The sequence below is a fragment of the Lentzea tibetensis genome, from assembly GCF_007845675.1.
GTDB lineage: Bacteria > Actinomycetota > Actinomycetes > Mycobacteriales > Pseudonocardiaceae > Lentzea > Lentzea tibetensis.
In genome coordinates this window covers 176,026-199,292 of record NZ_VOBR01000002.1, presented here as the reverse complement: position 1 = coordinate 199,292, position 23,267 = coordinate 176,026, and the positions used below count along the sequence as shown (strand labels likewise).

Sequence of the window (23,267 nt, the reverse complement as noted above, 5' to 3'; positions counted from 1 at the left end):
TGTCATCCCCAGTTCCGTGCCGCGCGGCACCTCAACTGCCGCGAACCGAGCGCGAGGGTAGGGAGGCCGTCTTTCAGAACGCTTGCAGCTGGTTCAGGCCCACCGCCCAGCGGTGTGCCCCGTCGATGACCTCCTGCAGCTCCTCGGCACACCAGTTCCACGACGGGTCCGGCGTGCCGCAGGCACCGTCGGAGAACCCCAGAACCGTTGGGGCGTCAGCGAAACCGAGCGGCACGGGCAGACCGATCCGGCGCCGCAGGGTGTCCCAGCCCCGCGTCAGCTCACGACTCCGCTCCCCGTCACCGAGATCGGCCGCGACGAGCGCGGCCGCCAGCGCCCCGGTGAACCCCACCCGCAGATGCGTCCGGCGGACGGCCTGCGAGAGCGCCTTGGCGAGGGAGTCGCGGGCCTGCTCGGGATCGCCTGCCCGCCGTTGCGCCTGCGCCAGCAGCACACCGAGGTGCGCACTGCCGCGCGCGTGCTCGGGCGGGTAGCGGCGGTCGAGCTCGGAGATCGACTCGGTGAGGAACTCGGCGGCCGCCTCGTTCTCGCCGGTGGTCAGGAGAATCAGCGCGATGGCACGACGGGCGGGCTCCTGTTCCAGCGGACTGCCCGCACCCGGCAGCTGCTCGGTCAGCAGGCGCGACCAGGAGACCGCCTCGTCGATCGCGCCCGTCCCCATCGCGATCTCGGCCCTGACCACCTGATGGCTCACCGAGAACGGCGTGCCGCGCCGGGCCGCTCGGGCCGCGTACCTCGCGCACAGCTCGACCGCGTCGGCGAAGCGGCCCCAGGTGCCGTACGCCCCGGCGCAGGCGGTGAGAGCGGTCGACGGCTCGTCGCCGTCCAGGTCCCCCGGCAACGCGACGAGCGTGGCCGGGATCTGTTCGAGGACAATCGGGTTCAGCACGAACCGGCCGTTGGTCACGAGGGACACCAGGCCGTCGCGGTACTCGCGCTGCCGGTTCGCGGCGATCCTCGGCAGCGCGGCGGCCATCTCCTGCCGCGCTCCGACGTAGTCCTCGCGCAGCGCCCGCCGCACCGCCGACTGGTAGGTCAGCAGACCGCGGACCTCCGGTGTGCAGAGCCCGGCGTGCTCGATCGCCTGCCGCATGCGGACTTCGCTGCTGCCGAGGTGGGCGCGGTTGGCCAGCCAGAACGACGCCAGCCTGACCACGGTCTCGGCGGCGTCGGCCTGCCGCGTGCCACCGAAGCCGTGGTCGAGCGCGGCCCTGATGTTCTCGCCGTCGTCCATCAGCGCCCGCGCCCGCTCCATGCGGTCGCGGTAGTGGGGCAGCGCGTCGACCGCACGGCCCTCCGCGAGCCAGTGGTCGAGCAGGCGGTCGTGCGTCGCGTCGCGGTCGGCCAGGCGGTCGGCGGCGAACTCTCGCACCGCGGCCAGCAGGACGTACCGGCGTTCGGATCCGTTGGTGTCGCGGGCCAGCACCAGTGAGCGTTCGACCAGGGAGACGAGCACCGGTAGCACGTGGTCACCGCACACGGCCTCGGCTGACCGCAGTGAGAAGCTGCCGCGGAACACCGACAGCCTGGTGAGCAACCGCTGCTCGTCCTCGGTCAGCAGCCGGTAGGACCAGTCGATCGTCGCGGTGAGCGTCCGCCCAGGACCGTCCAAAATGGACAGGTTGTCCGTCAGCCGGTGCACGAGCTGGGCGATGGACAACGCCCGCAGTCTGGCCGCCGCCAGCTCGATGGCCAGTGGCAGGCCGTCCAGCCCCCGGCACAGTCTGCCGACCAGCTCGAGGTCGGAGTCGCTCGCGTTCAAGGTGGGCAGCGCCTCGAGCGCACGCCGGAGGAAGAGAGCCACGGCGGGTGTGCCGGGATCGACCCGCGTGCCCTCCGCGGGCACCTCCAGCGTGCCCAGCGGCCAGACCCACTCCTCCACGACGCCCAGCGGCAGTTGTGAGGTCGCGAGGACGACGACCCGCGGTGCGTGGTCGGCGATCAACCGCGTGAACCGCGCGCACTCGGCGGCGAGGTGTTCGCAGTTGTCCAGGACGATCAGCAGGTGCCGCTGGGCGAGCGCGTGCGTCAGCGCCGCCGCGGTCTGGTCGATCGTCGGGGCGGACACGTCCATCAGCGACGCGAAGGCGGTGACGATCTCGTCGAACGACCTCAACGACGCGAGGCAGACGACCGCGACGCCGTCGGTGAACCGCGGCTCGGCCTTCTTGGCGAGATCCATGGCCAGCGCGGTCTTGCCGCACCCACCGGGTCCGGTGACCATGACGAACCTGCGGTGGCCGAGCGCGTTCTCCAGCGCCTGGCGATCGCGGTCCCGTCCGACGAGCGCGGCCACGTCCGGCCGCGGACCACGCCAGCGGACCGCGGGCGGTGTCTCTCGCACGACCCGGACCTCGGGCATCGCCTGCTGGCGGAGCACCAGCAGTTGGGCCTCGCGAAGGTGCTCGCCCAGGTCGATGCCCAGCTCGCTGGCGAGCCGCTCGCGGGTGCGTTCGATGAGGTGCAGCGCCTCGCTCTGCCTGCCGCTCCCCGCCAGCAGCAGCGCGCATGCGGCGTGCAGCCGTTCGTCCAGCGGATGCGCGGCGGCCAGTTCGATGACGCACGGCAGGGCCCGCTGCGGCCGGCCGGTCGCCAGCGCGGCCTCGCTGAACCCGAGTGCGGCCCCGACCCGGAGCGCGTCGGTCTGCACGGTCAGCGCGTCGTCGTGCAGCGCGGCGGCCACGTCGGCCAGTGCGGGGCCGCGCCAGAGCGCCAGCGCCTCGTCCCACAGGTCGGCCTGCCTCGCCGAGCTGTCCGCCGCGGTCGCCTCGGCGTGCAGTCCGCGGAACGTCAGCAGGTCGACGCACTCCTCCGCGGCCCGCAACAGGTAGCCGTCCGTCTGCCGGGACACGGTCACCGTCTGGTCGGTGGCCTTGGCCAGCCACGTCCGCAGCCGGGACACCACCACGTGCACCCATGCGCGCGCGTCGTTGAGGCCGTCCCCCTGCCGGAGCACGGCGACCAGGCGGTCGGTCGACAGCGGCCGGTTCTCCGCGAGCAGCAGCACACCGAGCAGGGCGCGCTGGGTGGCCGACGTGGGCGTGATGACCTCACCGTCGCGCCAGACCGTCACCGGCCCCAGCACACCGAATCGAACTCCACGCATCTCTCCCCCAGATGACCGTCACGAGCTTCGAGTCGACTACTACTCCTGTTCGAGCCCGGCGACACGCGCCAGCAGGTCGTCGAGCAGGTCTTCCACCGGAGGCCACGGAAACGACGGGCGGGCCTGGGTGAGGGTCGCAGTGCCGTGCAGCGCGATCCACAGCAGCCTGGCCACGTCCTCCGGGGCACCCGGCGGGATCGCTCCGACCCGCTGACAGCCGGTGACCCCGCGGACGAGCGCGCCGAAAGCCGGTCCACCCGACTGGGCGCCCAGGTCCGCGTCGTCGAACGACATCGCCGAGCGCCCGCCGAACAGCACCCGGTACGAGCCGGGGTCCTCGGCAGCGAAGCGCAGGTACGCGAGGCAACCGGCGCGCAGCGACACCACCGGGTCCGGCACTCCGGCGGTCGCGTCGCGCAGCCGGATCAGCAACGCGGTGAAGCGATCGGTGAGCACGGCGTCGACGAGCGCCTCCTTGTTCGGGAAGTGCAGGTAGACCGCGGGCGGCGTGACACCCACCCGCCGCGCCACCTCGCGCATGGACAGGCCGTTCTCGTCCCCCGTCTCGCGCAGGGCCGCCGCGGCCGCGTCGATCAGCTCCTGGCGGAGGAGCTCACCCTGCCCCTTGCGGTTGCGGCGGCGTGGTTCGGTGCTCATCGGTCGACACTATAACTGAACACCCGTTAACTTAACGCCTGTCAACTCAGGGGGGGCGTCATGCTCGTTCGCATCACCGCGCTCGTGCTCGGCGTGTTCTTCGCCGGGCTCGGCGCCATCAGGCTGTTACCCGTCGAGTTCGACCAGGAGATGTTCGCCGGGTGGGGTGTGCCGATGTGGCTGCGCACCGGCGCGGCCATCACCCAGCTGCTGTCGGGCGTCCTGCTGCTCGTCCCGCGGACCCGAGCCGTCGGGGCGGTCGGCATCTTCACGATCATGGTGTCCGCAGGCACGGTCCACGCGATGCTCGGCCACGACATGGCGTGGGCGACGCTCTACTGCGGACTCCCCGCGGTGGCCGCCGCAGCGGTCGCGTGGGCGTGCCGCGGCGATCTCGCGACACTCGGGACGGCATCGGCCCACGCGTGATATCCACTGCCGTGTGATCGTGCGAGTGCAACGCCAGGACATCTGGCACCGCAAGCCGGAGAACGGCCACCCGGACCAGGCGTACCGGGTGATCCGCATCCAGATGGACGTGGTCGAGGAGCTGCGCGACACGCCTCGCGACACCTGGCCTCAGCGGGATGCGCTGCCCCGCGCGCTCAACTTCCTCGGCGAGTCCTACGAGGAACTGGGCTGGGACGATCTCGCCCGGCGCGCGTACTTCGAAGAGCTCGAGCTGCGGCGTGCGTTCGAAGACCGGCAGGCCTTGCGGTCGGTGCTCAAAGCCTTGCGCACCACCCTGATCCGGCTGAAGTTGTACGAAGAGGCGTTGCCGATCGCCGAGGAGGAGCGGCGGGTCAGCGTGGAGCTCTCCGCCCCCGGAAAGTACAGCGTCGAGACCGCCAACTCGGCCAAGTACTGGATCACCCACATCCTCGGCGAACTCGGCAGGCACGAGGAGTCCGCGCGGTCGGCCGGCGAGTCGGTCGCCGAGCTGCGCGAGCAGAAGCCGATCAAGAAGGGCGCGCCTCCCGGCTACGGCCTGGCGCACGCGCAGGCCGAGCACGCCCGTCGGCTCGTCGTCATCGGCGAGTACGCGCTGGCGTGCGATGCGGCGGCCGAAGCCGCGGCGTTCTGGCGCCAGCAGCCGTGGGAGGAGGCGGTCCGCTGCTACACCGCGCTCGGCGAGCTCAGCATCCTGCAGCTGCGCCTTGGCAGGCTCGACGAGGCGCGGACGTCGCACACCGAGGGCGTGCGGATCATTCGGCAGCGAGCCGAGCGCAAGGGTGAGCCGGAGTTCCTCGGTCATCTCGCCGGCGTGCTCAACAACCACGCCAACCGGCTGCGCGCGCTGGGACTCGACCACGAGGCGCTGGCCGCGGCGCAGGAGTCGGTCGACCGCTACCGCGCACTCGTCGCGAACGCCGAGGGCCGTGCCGTGGTCATGAAGACCGAACTGCGGCTGGCAGTGGCGCTGATCGGCCTCGGCTCGCGGCTGCACGACCTGGACCGGCTCGACGAGGCACTCGCGGCGAACACCGAGGCCATCACGATCGCGCGGAAGTACGAGCACACCTCGATGGGACGCACGGAGCTCGCGCGGGCGTGGACCAACCGGGCCAGCGCACTGCTCAGCCGCAACGCGGACCAGGAGGCCGTCGACGCGGCGGCGAAAGCCGTTGAGCTGTACGAGAAGCCGGAGAGCCTGGCATTGGCGCGCAACACCTTCGGCGTGGCCGCGGCGCGGGTCGGCAGGCTCGACGAGGCGCTGGCCGCCTCGCTGCGCTCACTCGCCGAGTACCGGGAATGGCACGCCGCCGACCCGTACGAGTACGCCCCGCTGCTCGCCGACGCGCTGACCGACCACGCCATCGTCCGGTCCAAGCGCGGAGAACACGCCGAGGCCCAGGCGGCCGCCGCCGAGTCGGTCGAGATGCACCGGCGGCTCGTCGCGATCAACCCCGACCGCTACACACGCGAACTCAACCGCGCGACCACGACCGCGAACGAGGTCCGCACAGCGCCAAGTGGACACTGACTGCGACTGTCAACCGGTCACCGCTCGGCCGCTGCGGCGGGAACGGACAAGCGCCAGCCCACCGAGGCCCATGCTGATGAGCCCCACCACCAGGGCCACGAAACCCCCGACTATTCCGTAGCCGGTGCCAGGACCACCCTCGGCGGCGGCCACGACCAGCCCACCGATGACCGCGCCTGCCAGCCCGGCCACCAGAGCCACGACGGCCCGGCGCCGCCAGGAGGCGGGACGCGCCAGCGCCAGTACTCCGACGACCACCCCGGCCAGCCCCAGCAGCGCGGCCACCAGTGACCAGAGACGCCCGGCGGTCAAGGTGTAGGCACCGACCCCGGCCGGCTGGACCAAGGCCTGCGCGGCCGCCGGTGTGGCGAGCACGAGAAGTCCGACGAGGGCGACGGCGGTGAGCAGGCGACGGACGGACATGAGGTGCTCCTTCTCCTCCTACGACTGGACGCCCCTGATCCTGTCCGCGGGCACCAACGCTCGTCGTTGTGCGGACGCAGGCAATTCGCGCTCCCACCGACGCCGCAGGAGCCGCGAAAGTACTGCGTGCGCGGTATGCGGTTGATCATCCGCGCGCAGGAGTCGCCCGCCCGGACATGTGGCTAGGGTGCACGCATGAGCAGGGGACGGATCGCCGTCAGCGACTGGGCGATCGCCGTCGGCGTGGCGGCGATGCTGCTGTTCTCCGCGCTGTCCGGCCACCACCCCGCCACGAACTTCGCCCCGCTGGGCTACGTGTTGCTGACAGCCGGCGGCCTGGCGCTGGCCGCGCGCCGGTGGGCTCCGATCACCGTGCTGGCCGTGACCGCGGCGTGCGCGCTGGGTTACCAGGCCATCGGCTTCGACGTGCCTGCCGTCGCGTACCTGTTCGCCGTGTACTTCGCTGTTCGGGCGGGACACCGCGTCGTCGCGGTGGCGGGTTCGGTGATCATGCTGGCCGCGCTTCCGCTCGCGCTCCTGCTCTCGCCCCGCGGCCTGCCCGTCGGCGAGGCGTTCACACAGGCTCGCGACGCCCTGCAGCTGGCCTGGCTGATCGCCGCCGGTGCGGCGGGTGAGGCGCTGCGGCAGGCCGAGCACCGGGCGGACGAGGCCGAGCGCACCCGCGAGGAGACCGCGCTGCGGCGCGCCGACGAGGAGCGGCTGCACATCGCGCGGGAGTTGCACGACTCGCTCACCCACCAGATCTCCGTCATCAAGGTGCAGGCCGAGGTCGCCGTCCACCTGGCCCGCAAGCGGGGTGAACAGGTGCCGGACGCCCTGCTGGCGATCCGGGAGGCCGGTCGTGAGGCGGCCAGGGAACTGCGCGCGACCCTGGAGGCGCTGCGCGACGACGACAAGAACCCTCCGCACGGGCTCGACCACGTCCCGGAACTCGTGCAACGGGCCCGGACAACCGGCCTGGACGCGACGCTGACGATCGAAGGACACCGAAACGACGTGCCGGCCGCGGTGGACCGGACCGCTTACCGGATCGTCCAGGAGTCGCTGACCAACATCGCCCGTCACGCCGCCGCGGCCACCGCGTCGGTCCGGATCGACTACCGTCCCGGCGCCCTGGTCATCCAGGTCGACGACGACGGCAGCGCCACTCCGGACACCGCGCCGGTGCCCGGCGTCGGGCTGCTCGGGATGCGCGAACGGGTCACCGCACTCGGTGGTGACCTGCGGGCGGCACCGCGCAGTGAGGGCGGCTTCACCGTCCAAGCCGAACTCCCCGTGGATCCAGCGCCGTGATCCGCGTCCTGCTGGTCGACGACCAGCCGCTCATCCGCAGCGGATTCCGCGCACTCCTCGACGTCGAGGACGACATCGAGGTGGTGGCCGAGGCAGCCGACGGCGGCCAGGGCCTGGCGCTGGCCAGGGAACACCTGCCCGACATCGCGCTCATCGACATTCAGATGCCCGTCGTCGACGGCATCGAGGCGACCCGGCGCATCGCCGCGGACCCGGCCCTGGCCGGTGTGCACGTGGTCATCCTGACCAACTACGGCTTGGACGAACACGTCTTCAACGCGCTGCGCGCCGGCGCCGCCGGGTTCCTCGTCAAGGACATCGAGCCGGAGGACTTCCTGCACGCCATCCGCGTCGCCGCGCGAGGTGACGCCCTGCTCGCACCGTCGATCACCCGCAAGCTGATCGACCGGTTCGTGAGCCAGCCGCTCGACACCGGTACCCGCGCGGGGCTGAAAGAACTGACCAACCGCGAACGCGAGGCCGTCGTCCTGGTCGCGCAGGGCCTGTCCAACAGCCAGATCGCCGACCGCATGGTGATCAGCCCGCTGACCGCGAAAACCCACGTCAACCGAGCCATGACCAAGCTCCACGCCCGCGACCGCGCTCAGCTCGTGGTCCTCGCCTACGAGTCCGGCCTCGTGGTCCCGCACAGCTCCTGACGTCCGCAGCGTGTCGCCGCCGTTGTTCCCGCCCCGCCGCTACTGTCCTGGCCGATGAAGACCTCGCTGCTGCTGTCGGCCGTCAACCGGCTCGCCGCCTCGGTGGTCGTCGGCACGCTGACGGGTGTGCTCGTCGGCGTCCTCAACGACGTGCCGCTGGGCGTCCTCGCCGGTATCGCCGCGACCGAGACGATCTTCGTGGTGGCGGGCTGGGTCGTGCTGTGGCCGATGAACGCCACCGCCACCCGCCGCACCGTCGAACGTGAGGACTTCAGGCCCGTCAACGATGAGATCGCCGTGGTCGCGGTCGCTCTCTGCGGCCTCGTCGGCATCGTGGTGCTGCTCTTGCGCGGTCACTCCGCCACCGCTCAGGCCGCGGCGGGCACCGCGCTCGCCGGCGTCTTCATGGCGTGGGCGGCGCTGCACCTGATGTACGCCACCCGCTACGCGCACCTCTACTGCACGTCCGCGGGCGGGATCGACTTCAACTCCCACGCCACGCCGGCCTATCGGGACTTCCTCTACTTCAGCTACAACCTCGGCATGACCTACCAGGTCTCGGACACGGCCGTCTCGAGCTCGACGATCCGCGCCGTCGTGCTGCGGCACACGCTGCTGTCCTACGTGTTCGGCACCAGCATCCTGGCCACCACCATCAACCTCGTGGCCGGCGAGGTCGCCCGCTGAGCGGGCACACGGGTTAGGTTGGCGCACATGGAATCCCGGCCGACGCTGTACGAGTTCGCCGGTGGCGGGCCCGCGTTCGTCGAACTGGCGCGGGCACACCACGCGCGGTGCCTGCGCGACCCCGAGCTGAACCACCCGTTCTCCCACCCCGACCAGCACCCCCAGCACGTCGAACGGCTGGCCGCGTACTGGGCGGAGGTCATGGGCGGGCCACCCACCTACAGCGCGGAGTGCGGCGACCACTCGGGCGTGCTCGTGATGCACTCCGGCAACGGCGACATCAGCGATCTCGGCCGCCGGTTCGTCGAGTGCTTCGTGCTGGCCGCCGACGACGCGGGCCTGCCCGGCGACCTCGAGTTCCGCGCCGCGTTGCGGGCGTACATGGAGTGGGCGGTGGCCGAGGTCCTGTCGTATCCGGAACCGGACACCGTGTCGCCGGGCAGGCCGATGCCGCGGTGGTCGTGGGACGGTCAGGTCCCGAACACCTCGATCTCGTAGATCCGGGCCGCACCTCCGCCGTCCTGCTCGGGCGCCAGCACGCGCACCCGGACGTACCGGCCGCTCGCGGTCACCGCGTGCGTCGAGACGTTGGCGGAGTTGCCGCGCACCGCGGCGATCGTCGTCCACGTCGTGCCGTCGCCGGACGCCTGGACGTCGAAGTCACGCGTGTTCCACTCGGCAGCTTCGCCACCCGCGGCCGCGTGGTGCAGCCGCACCGAGGACAGCGTTCGGGTCTGTCCGAGGTCGACGCGCCACCACTTGTCGGCGCCCAGGGAGCACCACTTGTCGTTCACGCTGCCGTTGTTGGCCATCGGCGCCGACTCGCTCGACGCGCACGCCGAGTCGGCGGTCGCCGGCTTGTTCAGCGCCAGGTTCGTCGGAGACGGGCCACCGCCGGTGTCGAACGACGGGGGCGCGTCGGCGGGCGCGCTGCCCCACGACGTGTCGGGCGTGGTGCCGAGCGTGAAGTCGGCCGTGCCGCCCGCGAGGAACGACTCGGGCAGCCACGGCTTCGTGGACACCGCGCCGTTCACCCGCAGCCCGCGGATGTACTTGTTGTTCGGGGCCGCTCCAGGAGCGGACAGGGTGAGCGTGGCCCCGTTGCCGCGGTGCACGACGATCCGCGGGAACAGCGGCGCGGCCAGCAGCATCTCGGCCCGGCCGGGCGTCAGCGGGTGCATGCCCATGGCCGCGAAGACGTACCACGCGGACATGGCGCCGAGGTCGTCCTGGCCGGGGATGCCACCGGGGCTGTTGGACCACAGCGTGTTCACGACCTCGCGGATCGTCTCCTGGGTCTTGTACGGGCTGCCGGAGAAGTTGTAGAGCCACGGCGCGGTGACCGACGGCTCGTTGTCCATCTCCGCCTTCAGCCCGCCCTTCCCGGTCAACGCCCAGCTGCCGTCGACGTCGTGGAAGAAGTTGTCCAGCCGCGTGGTCGCGGCCGCGTTGCCGCCCATCAGGTCGAACAGGCCCTTGGGGTTGTGCGGCACCATCCATGTGTACTGCGCCGAGCTGCCCTCGGCGAAACCGTTGTCGCTCGCCGGGTTGTGCGCGGGCCACGTGCCGTTGGTGTTGCGGTTCTGGATGTAGCCGCGGGCCGGGTTGAACGTGTTCTTCCAGTACTGACCGCGGGCCAGGAACTCCTGGTGGCGCGACGAACCGAGCCGTTGCGCGAGCTGGCTCAGCGCGAAGTCGGCGACCGAGACCTCCAGCGTCTCCCCCGCGCCGCCCCACGCGTTGCCGTTGGTCGGGATGTAGTGGATCGAGAGCCACTTGTCGAGCGACGGCCGTTCGCCGACGACCATGACGTTCCAGCCGTCGCGGCTGAGGTCCTCGGGCGTGACGTTGGTGGCCGCGTGGATCATCGAGTTCAACGCACCCGACGCGTCGAAGTTCGTGCCGCCGAACGCGTAGATGCTCGGCAGTGACGCGTGCGCGGGATCGCCGGTCATGACGTGCGTGCCGCCCTGGTTGTGCGTCCACCTGTCCCACACGCCGTTGTTCTGGGTGGCCTGGTTCAGCAGCGACTGGGCGACGTCACCACCCACGTCCGGCCGCAGCAGCGTCACCAGCTGCAGCTGGCCGCGGTAGACGTCCCAGCCGGAGAAGTTCGCGTACTGCGCCCGCTGCCCGCCGGACACCGCGTGCACCTGCTGGTCCATGCCGGTGTACTGGCCGTTGACGTCGCTGAAGACGTTGGGATGCAACAACGAGTGGTACGCGGCCGTGTAGAACGTGGTCTGCTGCGCGGTCGTGCCGCCGGTGACCTCGAGCCTGCCCAGCTCGGTGTTCCACGCGTCGTGCGCGCGCTGCCGGACGCTGTCGAACGTCGTGCCCGCCGGGTTCTCGGCCGCGAGGTTCGCTCGCGCGTTGGCGAGGCTGACGTACGAGATGCCGACGCGCGCGTTGACCGTGCGGCCGGAGCTGAGGTCGAACGTCACGTAGCCACCGGAACCCTGACCGGCCACCGGCCAGCCGTCCGTGCCGTACGTGGTGCCGCCCGACGCGCTGGTCGTGCCCGGTCGCAGGCTCGAGTTCTGCCAGGTTCCCGTGGTGGAGAACGGTTTGTCGAAGGTGACGGTGTAGTGCAGCGTGTAGTAGCTGCGCCTGCCGATCTGGTTGATGTAGCCGCAGAAGTTGCCGCTGGTGACCGAGCCGCTGATGGTGCGGTTCGCCGCGTCGATGTTCGTGACCGCCGCGCTGCTGCCGACCTCCGAGTTGGACGTGCGCAGCAACATGCTCGCGGTGCCGTCGGGGTAGGTGAACCGGCCGGAGCCGGTGCGCGTCGTGGCGCTCAGCTCGACGTCGACGCCCGAGTTCAGCTTCACGCGGTAGTAGCCGGCCTTACCGGATTCGTTGGTGTGCGAGAAGTTGCTCGCGTAGACCGCGTCCCTGGTGTCCGCCGTCGGCGACGAGCTGACCTCGCCGACGAACGGCAGGAACGGCACGTCACCGGACGCGCCCGCGCACCCGGTGCCGGACAGGTGGGTCAGCGCGAAGCCTCTGATCCTGGTGGCGTCGTAGGTGTAGCCGCCCGGTGAGGTGGTCCGCGTCTGGTTCCCGTTGGTGTTCTCCGGGCTCCACTGCACCATGCCGAACGGGGTGTCCGCGCCGGGCCAGGTCTCACCGTTGTTGGAGGTGCCGATGAGCGTGTTGACGAGCCCGGCCGGGTTGTCGACCGGTGCCGCGCCCGCGGTGGTCACCGGAACCACCGCGCCGAGTGTCACGACGAGTCCCGCGATCGCGAGTCGTCGCAACAGGGAGTTCGTTGAGAGCATCCGCCGCCGCCTCTCCGAGTTTGCCCCCCGTCTCGGTCGTACTCGCAGGCGTCTCTTGTCCGTTAGGACAGAATTTTCCCTGGCGGTGAACGCTTACCCCCAACCCCGTAGTCAGCTGCGGCATTCGCAGTCATCGTTGTCATCCACCGCTCTCCCGCAACGGGATCGAGACCTCGACACCGACCGCCTCCCCGTCCTCGATCACCCCGATCTGCCGCAGCCGCGCGAGGTCGGCGTCGACGCCGCGCTCCTCCGCGTCGGCCAGCAGCGCGAGCACCGCCGGGTGCGCTGCCCCGTCCACGAGCGGCACCGGGTCGTCGTGCCGCCACCGCACCACCAGCTCGGGACCCGCAGGCAGCGTCCCCGACTCCACGACGAGACCGGGCACCTCCCAGCCCTGCTCCACAGGTCGCGCGACCGGCCAGCAGCACAGCAGCTCGACCGTCTCCCCGGCGGCGCGCATCGACGACCAGAACGCCCCGGCCGGCGCGTTGCCCTGCGCCGCGAGCGCCTTCCACAGCCCGGCGAACGCCTCGTTGGCCTGCTCGGTGTCATCGTCGTCTTCTTCGATCTTCATCACCACGCCCGCCCAATGCTGCGCAGGCGCCTCTCGCTCCTCGGCGCGCCACGCCGTCCGGCCGTCCAGCAACGCCTCCAGCGCGACCAGTGCGGCGTCCTGCCGCTCCCGCTCCTCGGCCAGCCGCCGCCGGTGCTCGCCGAGCACGTCCTCCCCCGCGAGCAGCCTCTGCGCGTCCACCAGACTCACGCCCGCCGCGCGCATCGCCTTGAGCCGCACCGCGTCCGCCAGTTGTGCGCCCGCGTAGCGGCGGTACCGCGACCACTGGTCGACCTCGGCCGGCACCAGCAGCCCCTGCTCGTCGTACAGCCGCAGCGCCTTCACGCTGAGGCCGGTCAGCTGCGCGAACTCCCCGATGGTCATCACGCGCCCAGTGTGGAGTCTCCCCCTGGGGCGGAGTCCAACCGGCATCACAGCCCCGGCCAGCGCGAAGCGGAACGACGTCCGGCGACACATGGTCGAGAGGTCGCCGATCACACGGCTGACCGCGTTGGAGCGCTTCGACGACCTGTACGCCACGATGAGCCCATGACCGTCGACCTGAGAGCGTTCCCCCGCGTCGCACTGGGCCACTGGCCCACCCCGCTGGAGGAGGCGCCGCGGCTGACCGAGGCGCTCGGCGGCCCGCCGGTGCTCATCAAGCGGGACGACGTCAACGGGCTCGGCGCGGGCGGCAACAAGCTCCGCAAGCTCGAGTTCCTGCTCGGTGCGGCGATCGAGGAGGGCGCGGACACGGTCATCACGTTCGGCGCGCTGCAGACCAACCACGGCAGGCAGACGGCGGCCGCGTGCGCGAAGCTCGGCCTGCGGTGCGTGCTGATCCTGACGGCCAAGGTGCCGCGCACGGGGGACGCGTACGAGCAGTCCGGCAACATCGTGCTCAAGCGCTTCTTCGGCGCCGAGGTGCACATCTGCCGCACCGCCGACGAAGCCGACGAGGTCTACCGGAAGATCAACCACGACAGGGCGGTCACGCTGCCGGTCGGCGGGTCCAACGGACTGGGCGCGCTCGGGTACGTGGCGGCCGCCGTCGAGCTGGTCGGCCAGCTCGGCGAACGAGGCATCGACCGGGCCAAGGTGTACGTGGCGCAGGGCAGTGGCGCGACGGCCGCGGGCATCGCGCTCGGCACCGCGTTGCTCGGGTGGCCGGGCAGGGTGCACGCGGCGAGCGTGTCGCACCCGGTGAGCGATACGGTGGCCGAGCTCAACGGCCTCGCTCGGGACGCGGCCGAGTTGCTGAAGACGCCGATGCCGGATCTCGGCCACGTCGAGTTCAGCGACGACACCGTCGGCCCCGGCTACGGCGTGCCGACCGACGACATGTGGGCCGCGCTGCGGTTGTTCGCGCGGACCGAGGGCGTGCTGCTGGACCCGGTCTACTCGGGGAAGGCAGCGGCGGCGCTCGCCCGGCGTGCGGCGGGCGAGGAGCTGCCGATCGTGTTCCTGCACACCGGCGGGTTGCCCGGTTTGTACGGCTACCTGCCGGACGCGATCACGTCCGCCGAGGCGTGAGCCCGCCCGGTGGCGAACCGGACGGGTGAATTACTCGTGACTTGGGTATCCCCACGGACACGCAGAACCACGAGTTGACCACGGAGAGTCCGCACTGTGCCCGAAGACACGTCAACTACTTTACGTAATGAGACGCTTTGCTCGTGTCACCACCGTGGGAGTTAACACGGCTCTGACGTCGCAGAAAGTGTTTGCAAGCACAACTGGCAACCGGCTTATCGTCGGTGGACTAGGCCGATAGAGTGATGGATCAACGCACAAGCTTGATAACGCGTCACGATCCTGTGGCGATCGCATCCATTAGTAGGAAGCCTTCGTTGACGAGTGAAAGACGTCACTGTGGGCGACCATGAGAAGCGAGCCGGGAACGAACGGAGCAATCCGGGCGTTGCACTCGGTGAGCACGAAGCCTGGGCCCCGGCCCTGAGCCGAGCGAAAGGACACCGCCATGGCCGACCGCGTTCTACGTGGTAGCCGGCTCGGAGCAGTCAGCTACGAGACCGACCGCAATCACGATCTCGCTCCGCGCCGGGCAGCGCGGTACGCCTGTCCCAAGGGGCACGACTTCGAGGTGCCGTTCTCGGACGACGCCGAAGTCCCCGCGATGTGGGAGTGTCGTCTGCACGGCTCCGAGTCCAAGATCATCGACGGCCTCGAGCCCGAGGTGAAGAAGACCAAGCCGCCGCGCACCCACTGGGACATGCTGCTGGAGCGTCGCACGATCCCTGAGCTGGAGGAGCTCTTGGACGAGCGGCTGGAGGAGCTCCGCGGCCGCCGCACCCGCACGGCGTAACCACAGACACGAGGGCCGCCCCGGTGAGATGCCGGGGCGGCCTTTTGTGTGCCCTCACGAAGCCGCGGCGAGCTCCGCCTCCCGGAACGAGGCGGGCGACAGGATCCGCCACACCAGCGCCAGCCCGACTGCGAACAGCACGCCCTGCATCACCCACACCGACCGCAGCCCGAACTCCGCGGCCACGAACCCACCGGCCAGCGCACCGAGCGGAATCGGCCCCCAGGCGAGCATCTTGTGCCCGGTCAGCACCCGCCCGAGCAGCGGAGCGGGCGTGAACCGCTGCCTGCTCGACTGCGAGCAGACGTTCCACACCAGCGTGGTGCTGGTCACCGAGAAGAGCACCAGGCCGACCAGCCACGGCCACGGCGGCACGGCTGCGAGCAGCCACGCGTGCAGGATTCCGCTGGCCTGCGCGACGCGCATGGACCACGCGTAGCCGAAGCGCGTGACGATCCGGTCGACGAAGAACGACATCACCACCCACCCGGCGGCCATGCAGGCCAGCAGCACGCCGTACCCGAAGTTCCCCAGGTGCAGGATCTCCTTCGCGTAGAGCACCAGCACCGCGGTGGTCGCGCTCGTCGCGAACGACCCGACGGCGACCATGAACGTGATCGACCGCAGCAGCCGGGTGCGCACCAGGTACCGCAGACCCTCGGTCATGTCCCGCAGCGGATGCCGGTCGGACGGCACCGCGGGCGGCGACGGGACGCCACGGGTCAGCAGGAAGGCCGCGACCGCGGCCAGAAGAGCGATCCACGCGGGCGCACCGGCACCGAACGCGAGCACGAACCCGGTGGCCGGCGGCACGACGAAGTGCACGAGCCCCTGGTCGATCACGAGCAGCCGGGCGTTCGCCCCCGGCAGCCGGGCCGGTTCCACCACCGACGGGATGAGCGCGCCGGTCGCCGACTCCCCCAGCACCTGTGACGTCGACACCAGGAACGCCACCACCAGCAACAACGAGATCGACAACCCCGACACCGCCAGCACCAGCGCGGCACCGGCGAGCACAATCCACGCGAACGCGAGCACATACGTGCGCCGCACCCGGTCGATCAACACCCCCACGAACAACGACAGCAGCAGCCACGGCGACTGCCCCACCGCCTTCACCAGCGACACCGTCCGCGGATCCGTCGTGAGCGACGCCGCGAGCAACGGCAACGCCGTCATCAGCAACCCCTGACCAACCGAACTCGACACCGCCACGGCCTGCAGCCGCCCCCAGGCATTCATGTCATGAGGGTGCCGAAACCGGTGGCGGACTCGAACGTTTTAGGGTCAGCTCAAACGATGGCCCTGCGCTTCTCCGTCTCGCCGCTGTGGGAGACCGTCGCCGCGCTGCGCGTGCTCGCCGCGCCGGACCGGTCGCCCGCGCACCACCGGTGGGTCGAGTGGGCGGAGCCGAGGCTCGACGCGCTGGACGTCGCGTTGCTGCACGGGATGGTCGCGCAGCCCGTCGTCCCCGAGTACCTGATCCCGACGCCGCACAAGCGGCTGGTCACCATCGACTCCGAGATCACCGCACTGAACCGCGTTGCGACGCCGGAACGGATCAGGGCGGCGAACGACGAGTACAGCCACCTGCTGCTCACCGACCGCGCGAACACGATCAGGACGCTGCAACGACAGCTGCGCGCCGCGCACGAGGCGATCATCGCGCCGGTCTGGTCCCGGCTGGAAGGCGTGCTCCAGGGCGACCTGGAGCGGCGTGGCCGCAGGCTCGTCGAGGCGGGCGGGCAGGCCGTGCTGTCCGAGGTGCACGCGGACGTGGAGGCGCTGGGGCCGGTGGAGATCCGGGTCGGCGGGCAGCGCGTCCTGATCGGCGACCGCGACCTGGTGCTCGTGCCGTCGGCGTTCATCTGGCCGCACTGCTACCTGCGCGACAGCCCCGTCCGGCTCGCGCTCTGCTACCCCGCGCACGGCTTCGGCTCGCTGTGGGAACGGCACGAGGTCGAGCCCTCGCTCGCGCAGCTGGTCGGCGCGACCCGCGCGAAGCTGCTGCACGAGCTGGAGCGGCCCAGCACGGTGTCCGAACTGGCGCAGCGGGTCGGTGTCACGGTCGGCGCGGTGTCGCAGCACCTGGCCGTGCTGCGGGCGTCCGGGCTCGTCGTCAGTCGCCGTGACGGACGTGAGGTGGTGTCGCTGCGGACGGCACTGGGGCTGGCGCTGGTGCGCGGTGAGATCCGGTGAGCAGGTGCCGTCCCAGAGCCGTCAGTGCCAGCAACGCGAGCAGCCCGCACACGCCGAGCCAGCCGAACAGCCCGTACGACCGCGCGCCCAGCCACGAGCCCGCGGCGCCGCCCAGGTACGCGCACACCATGTACGCGGTGTTGAGCCGGCTGCGAACCTCGGGGCGCAGCGCGTAGATCCGGATCTGGTTGGCGATCATCCCGGACTGCATCGCCACGTCCAGCAGCAGCGTGCCGAGCACCAGCGCGACCATCCCGGTCACGCCGCCGAGCGCTCCGGGCACCAGCACGAACGCCGACAAGAGCACGCCGGCCATGGTCACGGTGTTGACGAAGTCCGAGCCGCGCCGGTCCACCAGCCGTCCCGCGAACGGCGCGGCGATCATGGTCGCCGCGTTGACCAGTGCCAGCGCCCCGACCGTCTGCGCGCCGAGCCCGAACGCCGGGCCGGTGATCAGCAGCGCCACGCTCGTCCACACCGCGGAGAAGCCGCCGAAGGTCAACGCCTGGTAGAGGCACGACTGCCGCAGTGCGGGCTCGGTCCGCAGCAGCCGCAACGGTTCCAGCACCAGCCGCGGGTACGGCTGGCGCGTCGCGGGCTCGTTGCGGCGCAGCACGAACACCAGCACCAGCGCCATCAGCAGGGAGAGCACCGCCGCCACGAGGTACGGCGCCCGCCAGCCGAGCCATTCGCCGAGCACACCGCCGAACGTCCGCGACAGCAGCATGCCGCCGATCGACCCGGCGAGCATGATCCCGCTGACCGCGCCGCGCCGGTCGGGAGCGACCAGACCGGCGGCCATCGGACCGATGATCGGCGCGATCACCGTCGTCACGCCGACGAGCACGCCCGCGCCGAAGAGAGGCGGCAGGGCGGACGTGCTGCTCGCGGCGAGCAGTCCGAGCCCGGTGAGCCCGAACAGGGTGACGATCAGCGTCCGGTGCGGGACCCGATCGCCCAGCGGCACCAGCAGGAGGATGCCTGCGGCGTAGCCGAGCTGCGCCGCGGTCACCACCAGTGCCGCCGAGTCGGGCGGGATGCGCAGGCCGTCAGCCACCAGCGGGCTGATGGCCTGCGGGAAGTACACGTTGCCGACGGCCACGCCGCAGGCCAGTGCCAGCAGCATGATCACCCGTCGACTCATGCCGGCCAGCGTCGCGAGGGGCCGCTGGACGGCGCAAGCCGATTACTCGGTCACGCCGGGATCTCCGAGCGACAGCTTGCCGACGTAGGACAGCGTGGACTCCGGCGTGAGCGGGTGGAACTTGCCCGCCCGCACGTCGCGGAAAGCGCGCTCCAGCGGTGACCGCTTGAAGAACGCCCGCCCGCCGAGCACGTCCATCGCGAGGTCGACGACCTCGATCGCCGCCAGCACCGCCTCGCGCTTGGCCACCATCACGGTCGCCTGCGTCGACGGGCTCGCGGCGTAGTCGTCGCCCAGCTCGTCCACGGCGCCCATCAGCGACCACCACGCGACGCGCAGCCGGGCGTCCATGAGCCCGACCTGACGCTGCACGCGGCCGAGCAGCGCCTGCGGCTGCGGTCCCCTGGCGCCACCGGTGGCCGCCTCGACAGCGAGGTCACGCGCGCCGGCCGCGATGCCGTAGTAGGTGGCGCCGACGACCGGTGCGAAGTGGACGACGGCGGCCAGCAGCGGTCCGCCGAACTCACCGTACGGGCGGCGTCCGGCGATCTTGTCCGCGGGCACGTACACGTCGTCCATCACGACGTCGTGGCTCGCGGTGCCGCGCATGCCGAGCGTGTCCCAGGTTTCCTCGATGCGCACGCCTTCGGCCGCGAACGGCACGCTGAAGTGCAGCACCTCGTCGCCGAACGTCGCGCAGGTCGCCACGACGGTCGCGCCGGGCGACTGGCTGCAGAACGCCTTGCGCCCGCTGATCCGGTACCCGTCGCCGTCGGCCACGGCGGTGGTGGTCGGCCACAGCCAGTCGGACCCGCCGCTGGTCGCGATCACGATGCCGTCGGACGCGACACGCCGCAGCACGGCCTCGGCGTCCGCCGCTCCGTTGCGTCTGCGGAAGCGCTGCACGAGCGTCAGGTACTGGTGCATGGCGACGGCGAGTCCGGTCGCGCCGTCGTGGCGGGCCAGCTCGGCCTGCGCGTAACAGACCTGGCGGATCGTGGCGCCCAGTCCGCCGAGCTCCTCGGGTACGGCGAGCGCCAGGTAGCCCTCGGCGCGCATCGCGTCGTAAGCCTCGCGGACGAACGTCGCGTCGCGGTCGTGCTCCGCCGCGTGCTCGGCGGCGATCGCGCCGATCTTCGCGGCGAGGCCGACGAAGCGGGTGTCGTCCGAACGGACGGAGGTCGGGTAGGTCCCCGACCCGCGCTGCATTGGTTCAGTCGTCAGTGTCATGCCACGACGCTAGGAACAGCTCGCGCCGTGAGGTAGTACAACAACTGAACCTGGGAGGTGCGCGATGAGGACCTACGCCCAGTACTGCCCGATCGTCCGCGCCGTCGAGCTGCTCGGCGACCGGTGGACGCTGCTGATCGTGCGGGACATGCTGGTCGGCGCGCACCGGTTCAACGACCTTGCGCGCGGTCTGCCTGGCCTGTCGCGCGCCCTGCTGTCCCGCAGGCTGCGGCAGCTCGTCAACGACGGTGTGGTCGTGCGCACCGAAGACGGCTATGCGCTCACCAAGGCCGGTGAGGACCTGCGCCCGCTGGTGTTCGGGCTGGCCGACTGGGGCGCGCGGCACGCGTTCGGCGACCCGCGGCCCGAGGAACTGGACCCCGAGGTGCTGATGTGGTGGATGCACGGCCGCATCGACACCACCGGCCTCGACAAGCGCGCGGTCATCCAGGTCGAGATCTCCGACCGGCGCCGCAAGTACTGGCTCGTGCTCGAACCGGGTGACGCGTCGGTCTGCTACACCGACCCCGGTTTCGACATCGACGCCGTGCTGACGTCCGATCTGCCGACGCTCTTCCGCATGTGGGAGGGCGAGATCGAGCTGATCGACGCGGTGCGGGCGGGGAGGATCGGACTGACCGGTCCGAGGTGGATCGTCCGCGGCCTGCCGAACTGGCTGCGGCTCAGCCCGGTCGCTCCCCACGTTCGCGCCGCGCGTGCTCAGGCGACGTAGCTGCGCGCCACGTCCACCCCGACGACCTTCGGCGAGCCCTGCGGCTCGGGTCCGAGCACCGCGGCGAGCGCCGGGCCGAGGATCCTCGAGAAGAACGCGTCCGCGTGCTGCTTGCTCTGCCACAGCGCGATGACCTGCAGCTCGCCGTCGGCGGTCGTACCCGCGTAGCGGGCGACGAGCCCCTCCGGTGCGGCGACACCGCTGGTCATCTTGTCGAACTTCTCCAGCTCACCGAACGGCGGCGTCGCGATCGTGATCCACTCCATGACTTCCTCCTCAGATCCGCGTTGTTGCGCAGGTCAAAGCTAGGAAGTTCGCGCCGCCCCGCCATCCGCCACACCACTCACCGGGGTACTCATCCGGACCGACCACGCCGCGATCTGGCTGCGGGTGGCGAAGCCGAGCTTGGTGAGCACGTGCTGCACGTGGTTCTGCGCGGTGCGCTCGGAGATGTAGAGCCGCTCGGCGATCTGCCGGTTGGTCAGCCCGTCCGCGACGAGCGCGGCGACCTCGGTCTCGCGCGGGCTCAGCACGCTCGGCTGTTTCGCGAGGTGCCTGCGCGCCTCCGCCGCGAACCCCGGTGCGCCCGCCCGTTCGGCCATGGCGAGCCCCGCCGTCAGGTCCGCCGCCGCGCGCTCGTGGTCGCCCAGCGCGGCGGCGCCGATGCCGAGCGCCAGGTCCACCGGGCCCATGTAGGCGACGCCGAGCCCGATGGCGTGCGCGCCGCGGAACGGTTCGAGCAGCTGGAGCAGGCTGGCGAGGTCGTCCTTCAGCCCGAGACCCGCCGTGACGAGCACGCCCATCACGTGCGCGGGGACCTCGAAGAACGCGGGCAGCTCCCAGTCCTCGATCCGCCCCAGCCGCCGGTAGACCTCGGCTGCCTCGTCCGGGAAACCGCCGGTCAGCAACAGGAACGAGCGCGACACCAGCGCCATCATCCGGAACCGCGGCGGCGGTTCGAACGGGGCGCGCGCGTGCGCGATGCTCTCCTCGTCAGGGCCCTGCATCCGGGCCAGCGCGCACCGCAGCGCCATGTACGCACCCCGCGCGGGCGCGGGCTCGATCGTCCGCATCCGCTCGAACGCGCCGCGGGCGACGTCTCGCGCTTCGTCGTAGCGGCCCTGCGCCTGCGCGACGCACGCGGTGACCACGCCGAGGTGCCACGCGCTGACCGGGCCACCGACCCTGGCCACCGCGAGCCTCAACGCCGGCAGCAGCTCAGCGGCGGCGGCCAGGCTCCCGCTCTCCAGCAGCGCCTGGATGCGCCACAGCTCACCCCACATCGCGGTGCGCGGGCTGTTCGTGCGCACCGCCAGCGCCCGCATCTCCGCCGCCAGGTCGAGTCGCTCGGCGATGCCGTGCGGGCCTGGGCACGCCTCCTGCCTGGCCCGCAACGCGTCGACGAGCGCGCGGTCGTCACCGGACGCGCGGGCCAGCTCCAGCGCCTCGGTGCTGAGCGCGTCGAGCCGATGCTGCTCGCCCGCGTAGAACGCGAGGTGAGCGCGTTGCGCGAGCAGGCGGGCCCGCAGCGCCCCGGTCGGGTTCACGGCCAGCGCTTCCTCGCACAACGGCGTGGCGGCGGCGTTGAGCCCGCCGTCGGCCGCGGCCTCCAGCACGAGCGCCGCCTCGCCCAGCAGTTCCGGCTTCCCGACGGCGCGTGCCGCGTCCGCCGCTCGCTGAGCCGCGTCGACGCACGTCGCCAGGTCACCGGCGAAGTAGGCGGCGCGACCGAGCGCGATGCGCAGGCGCGCGCGTTCGGTGTCGCCGGGATCCAGCGCGAGCGCCGCCTGGTAGAGCCGGACACCCTCCTCGTACGCGAGCCGCCGCACGGCCTCCTCAGCGGCCCGCACGGTCCACGCACGGGCCGTCGCGGCCTCGCCGCAGGGTGCGAGCACCGCCCAGTGCCTGGCGATGTCCGTGACGTGCTCGGCGAGGTCGCCTGCGAACCTGGCCTGCGTCGCCTCGGCGACGGCGCGGTGCAGCCGGATCCGGTCGGCGGAGCTGAGCGACGCCTCGACCGCGTCACGGGTCAGCGCGTGCACGAACCGGTGGCCCTCATCGGCAAGGCCCATCGCGACCGCTTCGTCGAAGAGCGGCAGGCACTCCTGCACTGACCTGCCGATCGCGGCGGCGACCACACCGAGGTCGAAGTCGCGGCCTGCGATCGCGGCCGCCTGGACCAGCGCGCGGCAGTCCGCCGACACCAGGTCCAGCCGCGCGGTCACCACGTCGAGCACCGTGCGCGGCGGCCGGTCCGGGCGCCACGTGCCGTCGGCCATGGCCAGCGCGACCTCGCGGACGAACAGCGGGTTCCCGCCGGTCAGCTCCAGTATCGCGGCCGCGTCGCCGGGGTCGGTGAGCTCACGCACCTCAGCCAGCCCGAAGCCGCGCAGGTCGAGCCTGCCGACGTCCGGTGACCGCAACAGGTCTGGCAGCACACGCTCGCGGTACGCCGCGAACACCAGCAGCTTCGCGCCGGTCAGCTGGTCGGCGAGGTGCCGCAGCAGCCGCTGCGACGGCTCGTCCGCCCAGTGCAGGTCGTCGAGCACGACGACCAGCTCTCCCCTGCCGGTGAGCAGGCGCGCCACGTCGTCGAAGATCCGGAACCGGTCCTCCGGCTCGGCGTTGCCCGCGAACACGGCGTCCGGGTCCGCGCCGAGCGAGCGCAGCACCTGCCGCCACGGCCAGAACGCGGGCGCGCCCTCGGTCTCGACGCACCGGCCCCAGGCCACCGCGGTGCCACCGGCCAGCGCGAGACCGGCCAGCTCCTGGGCCAGCCTCGTCTTGCCGATGCCCGGCTCGCCCGAGCACAGCACCAGCCGTCCCGCACCGGCGCGCGCGCCGTCCAGCCACGCCGCCAGTGCGTCCAGCTCATGCCGCCGCCCGACCATCCGGTCGTTCACGACACCCACGCCAGGAAGTATCACTCCCGGCGGCGGGTGTTACG

The 23,267-nt window shown here is 71.5% G+C and carries 20 protein-coding genes; 10 read left to right on the top strand and 10 right to left on the bottom strand.

All coding sequences use genetic code 11. From position 1 onward, the window contains the following. Window positions 1–73: 73 nt before the first annotated feature. Entirely contained in the window at window positions 74–3,127 is a 3,054-nt protein-coding gene (locus FKR81_RS02915; RefSeq protein WP_146349319.1) for an ATP-binding protein, read from the bottom strand. 39 nt (window positions 3,128–3,166) lie between these two features. Continuing rightward, on the bottom strand, window positions 3,167–3,784 hold the full coding sequence (locus tag FKR81_RS02910; protein ID WP_146349318.1) for a TetR/AcrR family transcriptional regulator: 618 nt from the start codon (window positions 3,782–3,784) through the stop codon (window positions 3,167–3,169). A 60-nt stretch (window positions 3,785–3,844) separates the two neighbouring features. Between FKR81_RS02910 and FKR81_RS02905 the strand changes: the two genes are divergently transcribed. Both FKR81_RS02905 and FKR81_RS02900 read left to right on the top strand, forming a co-directional pair. Further along, window positions 3,845–4,213 carry a DoxX family protein gene (locus tag FKR81_RS02905; RefSeq protein ID WP_146349317.1) on the top strand — a complete coding sequence of 123 codons (369 nt, stop codon included), beginning with the start codon at window positions 3,845–3,847 and terminating at the stop codon, window positions 4,211–4,213. Between the two features lie 19 nt (window positions 4,214–4,232). Then, entirely contained in the window at window positions 4,233–5,768 is a 1,536-nt protein-coding gene (locus FKR81_RS02900; RefSeq protein WP_146349316.1) for a tetratricopeptide repeat protein, read from the top strand. Window positions 5,769–5,777: 9 nt separating this feature from the next. Here FKR81_RS02900 and FKR81_RS02895 read toward each other — a convergent pair whose 3' ends face one another. Then, window positions 5,778–6,191, bottom strand: a complete 414-nt coding sequence (locus tag FKR81_RS02895; RefSeq protein WP_146349315.1) for a DUF6223 family protein — start codon at window positions 6,189–6,191, stop codon at window positions 5,778–5,780. Window positions 6,192–6,386: 195 nt separating this feature from the next. Between FKR81_RS02895 and FKR81_RS02890 the strand changes: the two genes are divergently transcribed. Genes FKR81_RS02890 through FKR81_RS02875 form a run of 4 tightly spaced genes read left to right on the top strand, consistent with a single transcriptional unit; the run spans window position 6,387 to window position 9,349 of the window. Next, window positions 6,387–7,505: a sensor histidine kinase gene (locus tag FKR81_RS02890; RefSeq protein WP_146349314.1), complete on the top strand. Its 1,119-nt coding sequence runs from the start codon at window positions 6,387–6,389 to the stop codon at window positions 7,503–7,505. Continuing rightward, window positions 7,502–8,164: a response regulator gene (locus FKR81_RS02885; protein ID WP_146349313.1), complete on the top strand. Its 663-nt coding sequence runs from the start codon at window positions 7,502–7,504 to the stop codon at window positions 8,162–8,164. The genes FKR81_RS02890 and FKR81_RS02885 overlap by 4 nt, the downstream gene beginning before the upstream one ends. 54 nt (window positions 8,165–8,218) lie before the next feature. Continuing rightward, window positions 8,219–8,851 (top strand): DUF1345 domain-containing protein, encoded by a 633-nt coding sequence (locus FKR81_RS02880; protein WP_146349312.1) that lies wholly within the window; start codon window positions 8,219–8,221, stop codon window positions 8,849–8,851. A gap of 27 nt (window positions 8,852–8,878) precedes the next feature. After that, window positions 8,879–9,349 carry a group II truncated hemoglobin gene (locus tag FKR81_RS02875; RefSeq protein WP_146349311.1) on the top strand — a complete coding sequence of 157 codons (471 nt, stop codon included), beginning with the start codon at window positions 8,879–8,881 and terminating at the stop codon, window positions 9,347–9,349. Here the strand turns inward: FKR81_RS02875 and FKR81_RS02870 are convergent. Then, complete coding sequence (locus FKR81_RS02870; protein WP_146349310.1) at window positions 9,322–12,132, bottom strand: GH92 family glycosyl hydrolase; 2,811 nt, start codon at window positions 12,130–12,132, stop codon at window positions 9,322–9,324. The two genes, FKR81_RS02875 and FKR81_RS02870, sit on opposite strands and share 28 nt — an antisense overlap. Before the next feature lie 139 nt (window positions 12,133–12,271). Further along, window positions 12,272–13,072 (bottom strand): MerR family DNA-binding transcriptional regulator, encoded by an 801-nt coding sequence (locus FKR81_RS02865; protein ID WP_146349575.1) that lies wholly within the window; start codon window positions 13,070–13,072, stop codon window positions 12,272–12,274. 165 nt (window positions 13,073–13,237) lie between these two features. Here FKR81_RS02865 and FKR81_RS02860 point away from each other — a divergent pair, with 165 nt between their 5' ends. Beyond that, window positions 13,238–14,221 carry a D-cysteine desulfhydrase family protein gene (locus FKR81_RS02860; protein ID WP_146349309.1) on the top strand — a complete coding sequence of 328 codons (984 nt, stop codon included), beginning with the start codon at window positions 13,238–13,240 and terminating at the stop codon, window positions 14,219–14,221. A gap of 448 nt (window positions 14,222–14,669) precedes the next feature. Further along, a complete protein-coding gene (locus tag FKR81_RS02855; RefSeq protein ID WP_146349308.1) occupies window positions 14,670–15,014 on the top strand; it encodes an RNA polymerase-binding protein RbpA in 345 nt (114 codons plus the stop codon). A 54-nt stretch (window positions 15,015–15,068) separates the two neighbouring features. On the opposite strand, the gene FKR81_RS02850 is transcribed toward FKR81_RS02855, so the two are convergent. Next, window positions 15,069–16,256: an MFS transporter gene (locus tag FKR81_RS02850; protein ID WP_146349307.1), complete on the bottom strand. Its 1,188-nt coding sequence runs from the start codon at window positions 16,254–16,256 to the stop codon at window positions 15,069–15,071. A gap of 57 nt (window positions 16,257–16,313) precedes the next feature. On the opposite strand from FKR81_RS02850, the gene FKR81_RS02845 reads away from it, so the two are divergent. Further along, window positions 16,314–17,213, top strand: a complete 900-nt coding sequence (locus FKR81_RS02845; protein WP_146349306.1) for an ArsR/SmtB family transcription factor — start codon at window positions 16,314–16,316, stop codon at window positions 17,211–17,213. Here the strand turns inward: FKR81_RS02845 and FKR81_RS02840 are convergent. Both FKR81_RS02840 and FKR81_RS02835 read right to left on the bottom strand, forming a co-directional pair. After that, window positions 17,134–18,357 (bottom strand): MFS transporter, encoded by a 1,224-nt coding sequence (locus tag FKR81_RS02840; protein ID WP_146349305.1) that lies wholly within the window; start codon window positions 18,355–18,357, stop codon window positions 17,134–17,136. The two genes, FKR81_RS02845 and FKR81_RS02840, sit on opposite strands and share 80 nt — an antisense overlap. 42 nt (window positions 18,358–18,399) lie before the next feature. Then, complete coding sequence (locus tag FKR81_RS02835) at window positions 18,400–19,587, bottom strand: acyl-CoA dehydrogenase family protein (RefSeq protein WP_146349304.1); 1,188 nt, start codon at window positions 19,585–19,587, stop codon at window positions 18,400–18,402. Window positions 19,588–19,651: 64 nt separating this feature from the next. On the opposite strand from FKR81_RS02835, the gene FKR81_RS02830 reads away from it, so the two are divergent. Next, a complete protein-coding gene (locus FKR81_RS02830) occupies window positions 19,652–20,320 on the top strand; it encodes a winged helix-turn-helix transcriptional regulator (protein ID WP_146349303.1) in 669 nt (222 codons plus the stop codon). On the opposite strand, the gene FKR81_RS02825 is transcribed toward FKR81_RS02830, so the two are convergent. Together FKR81_RS02825 and FKR81_RS02820 are read right to left on the bottom strand one after the other, a co-directional pair. Continuing rightward, window positions 20,308–20,586, bottom strand: coding sequence for a hypothetical protein (locus FKR81_RS02825; protein WP_146349302.1), 279 nt, complete (start codon window positions 20,584–20,586; stop codon window positions 20,308–20,310). The two genes, FKR81_RS02830 and FKR81_RS02825, sit on opposite strands and share 13 nt — an antisense overlap. A gap of 39 nt (window positions 20,587–20,625) precedes the next feature. After that, window positions 20,626–23,232, bottom strand: a complete 2,607-nt coding sequence (locus FKR81_RS02820) for an ATP-binding protein (protein ID WP_222598161.1) — start codon at window positions 23,230–23,232, stop codon at window positions 20,626–20,628. Between the last annotated feature and the right edge of the window lie 35 nt (window positions 23,233–23,267).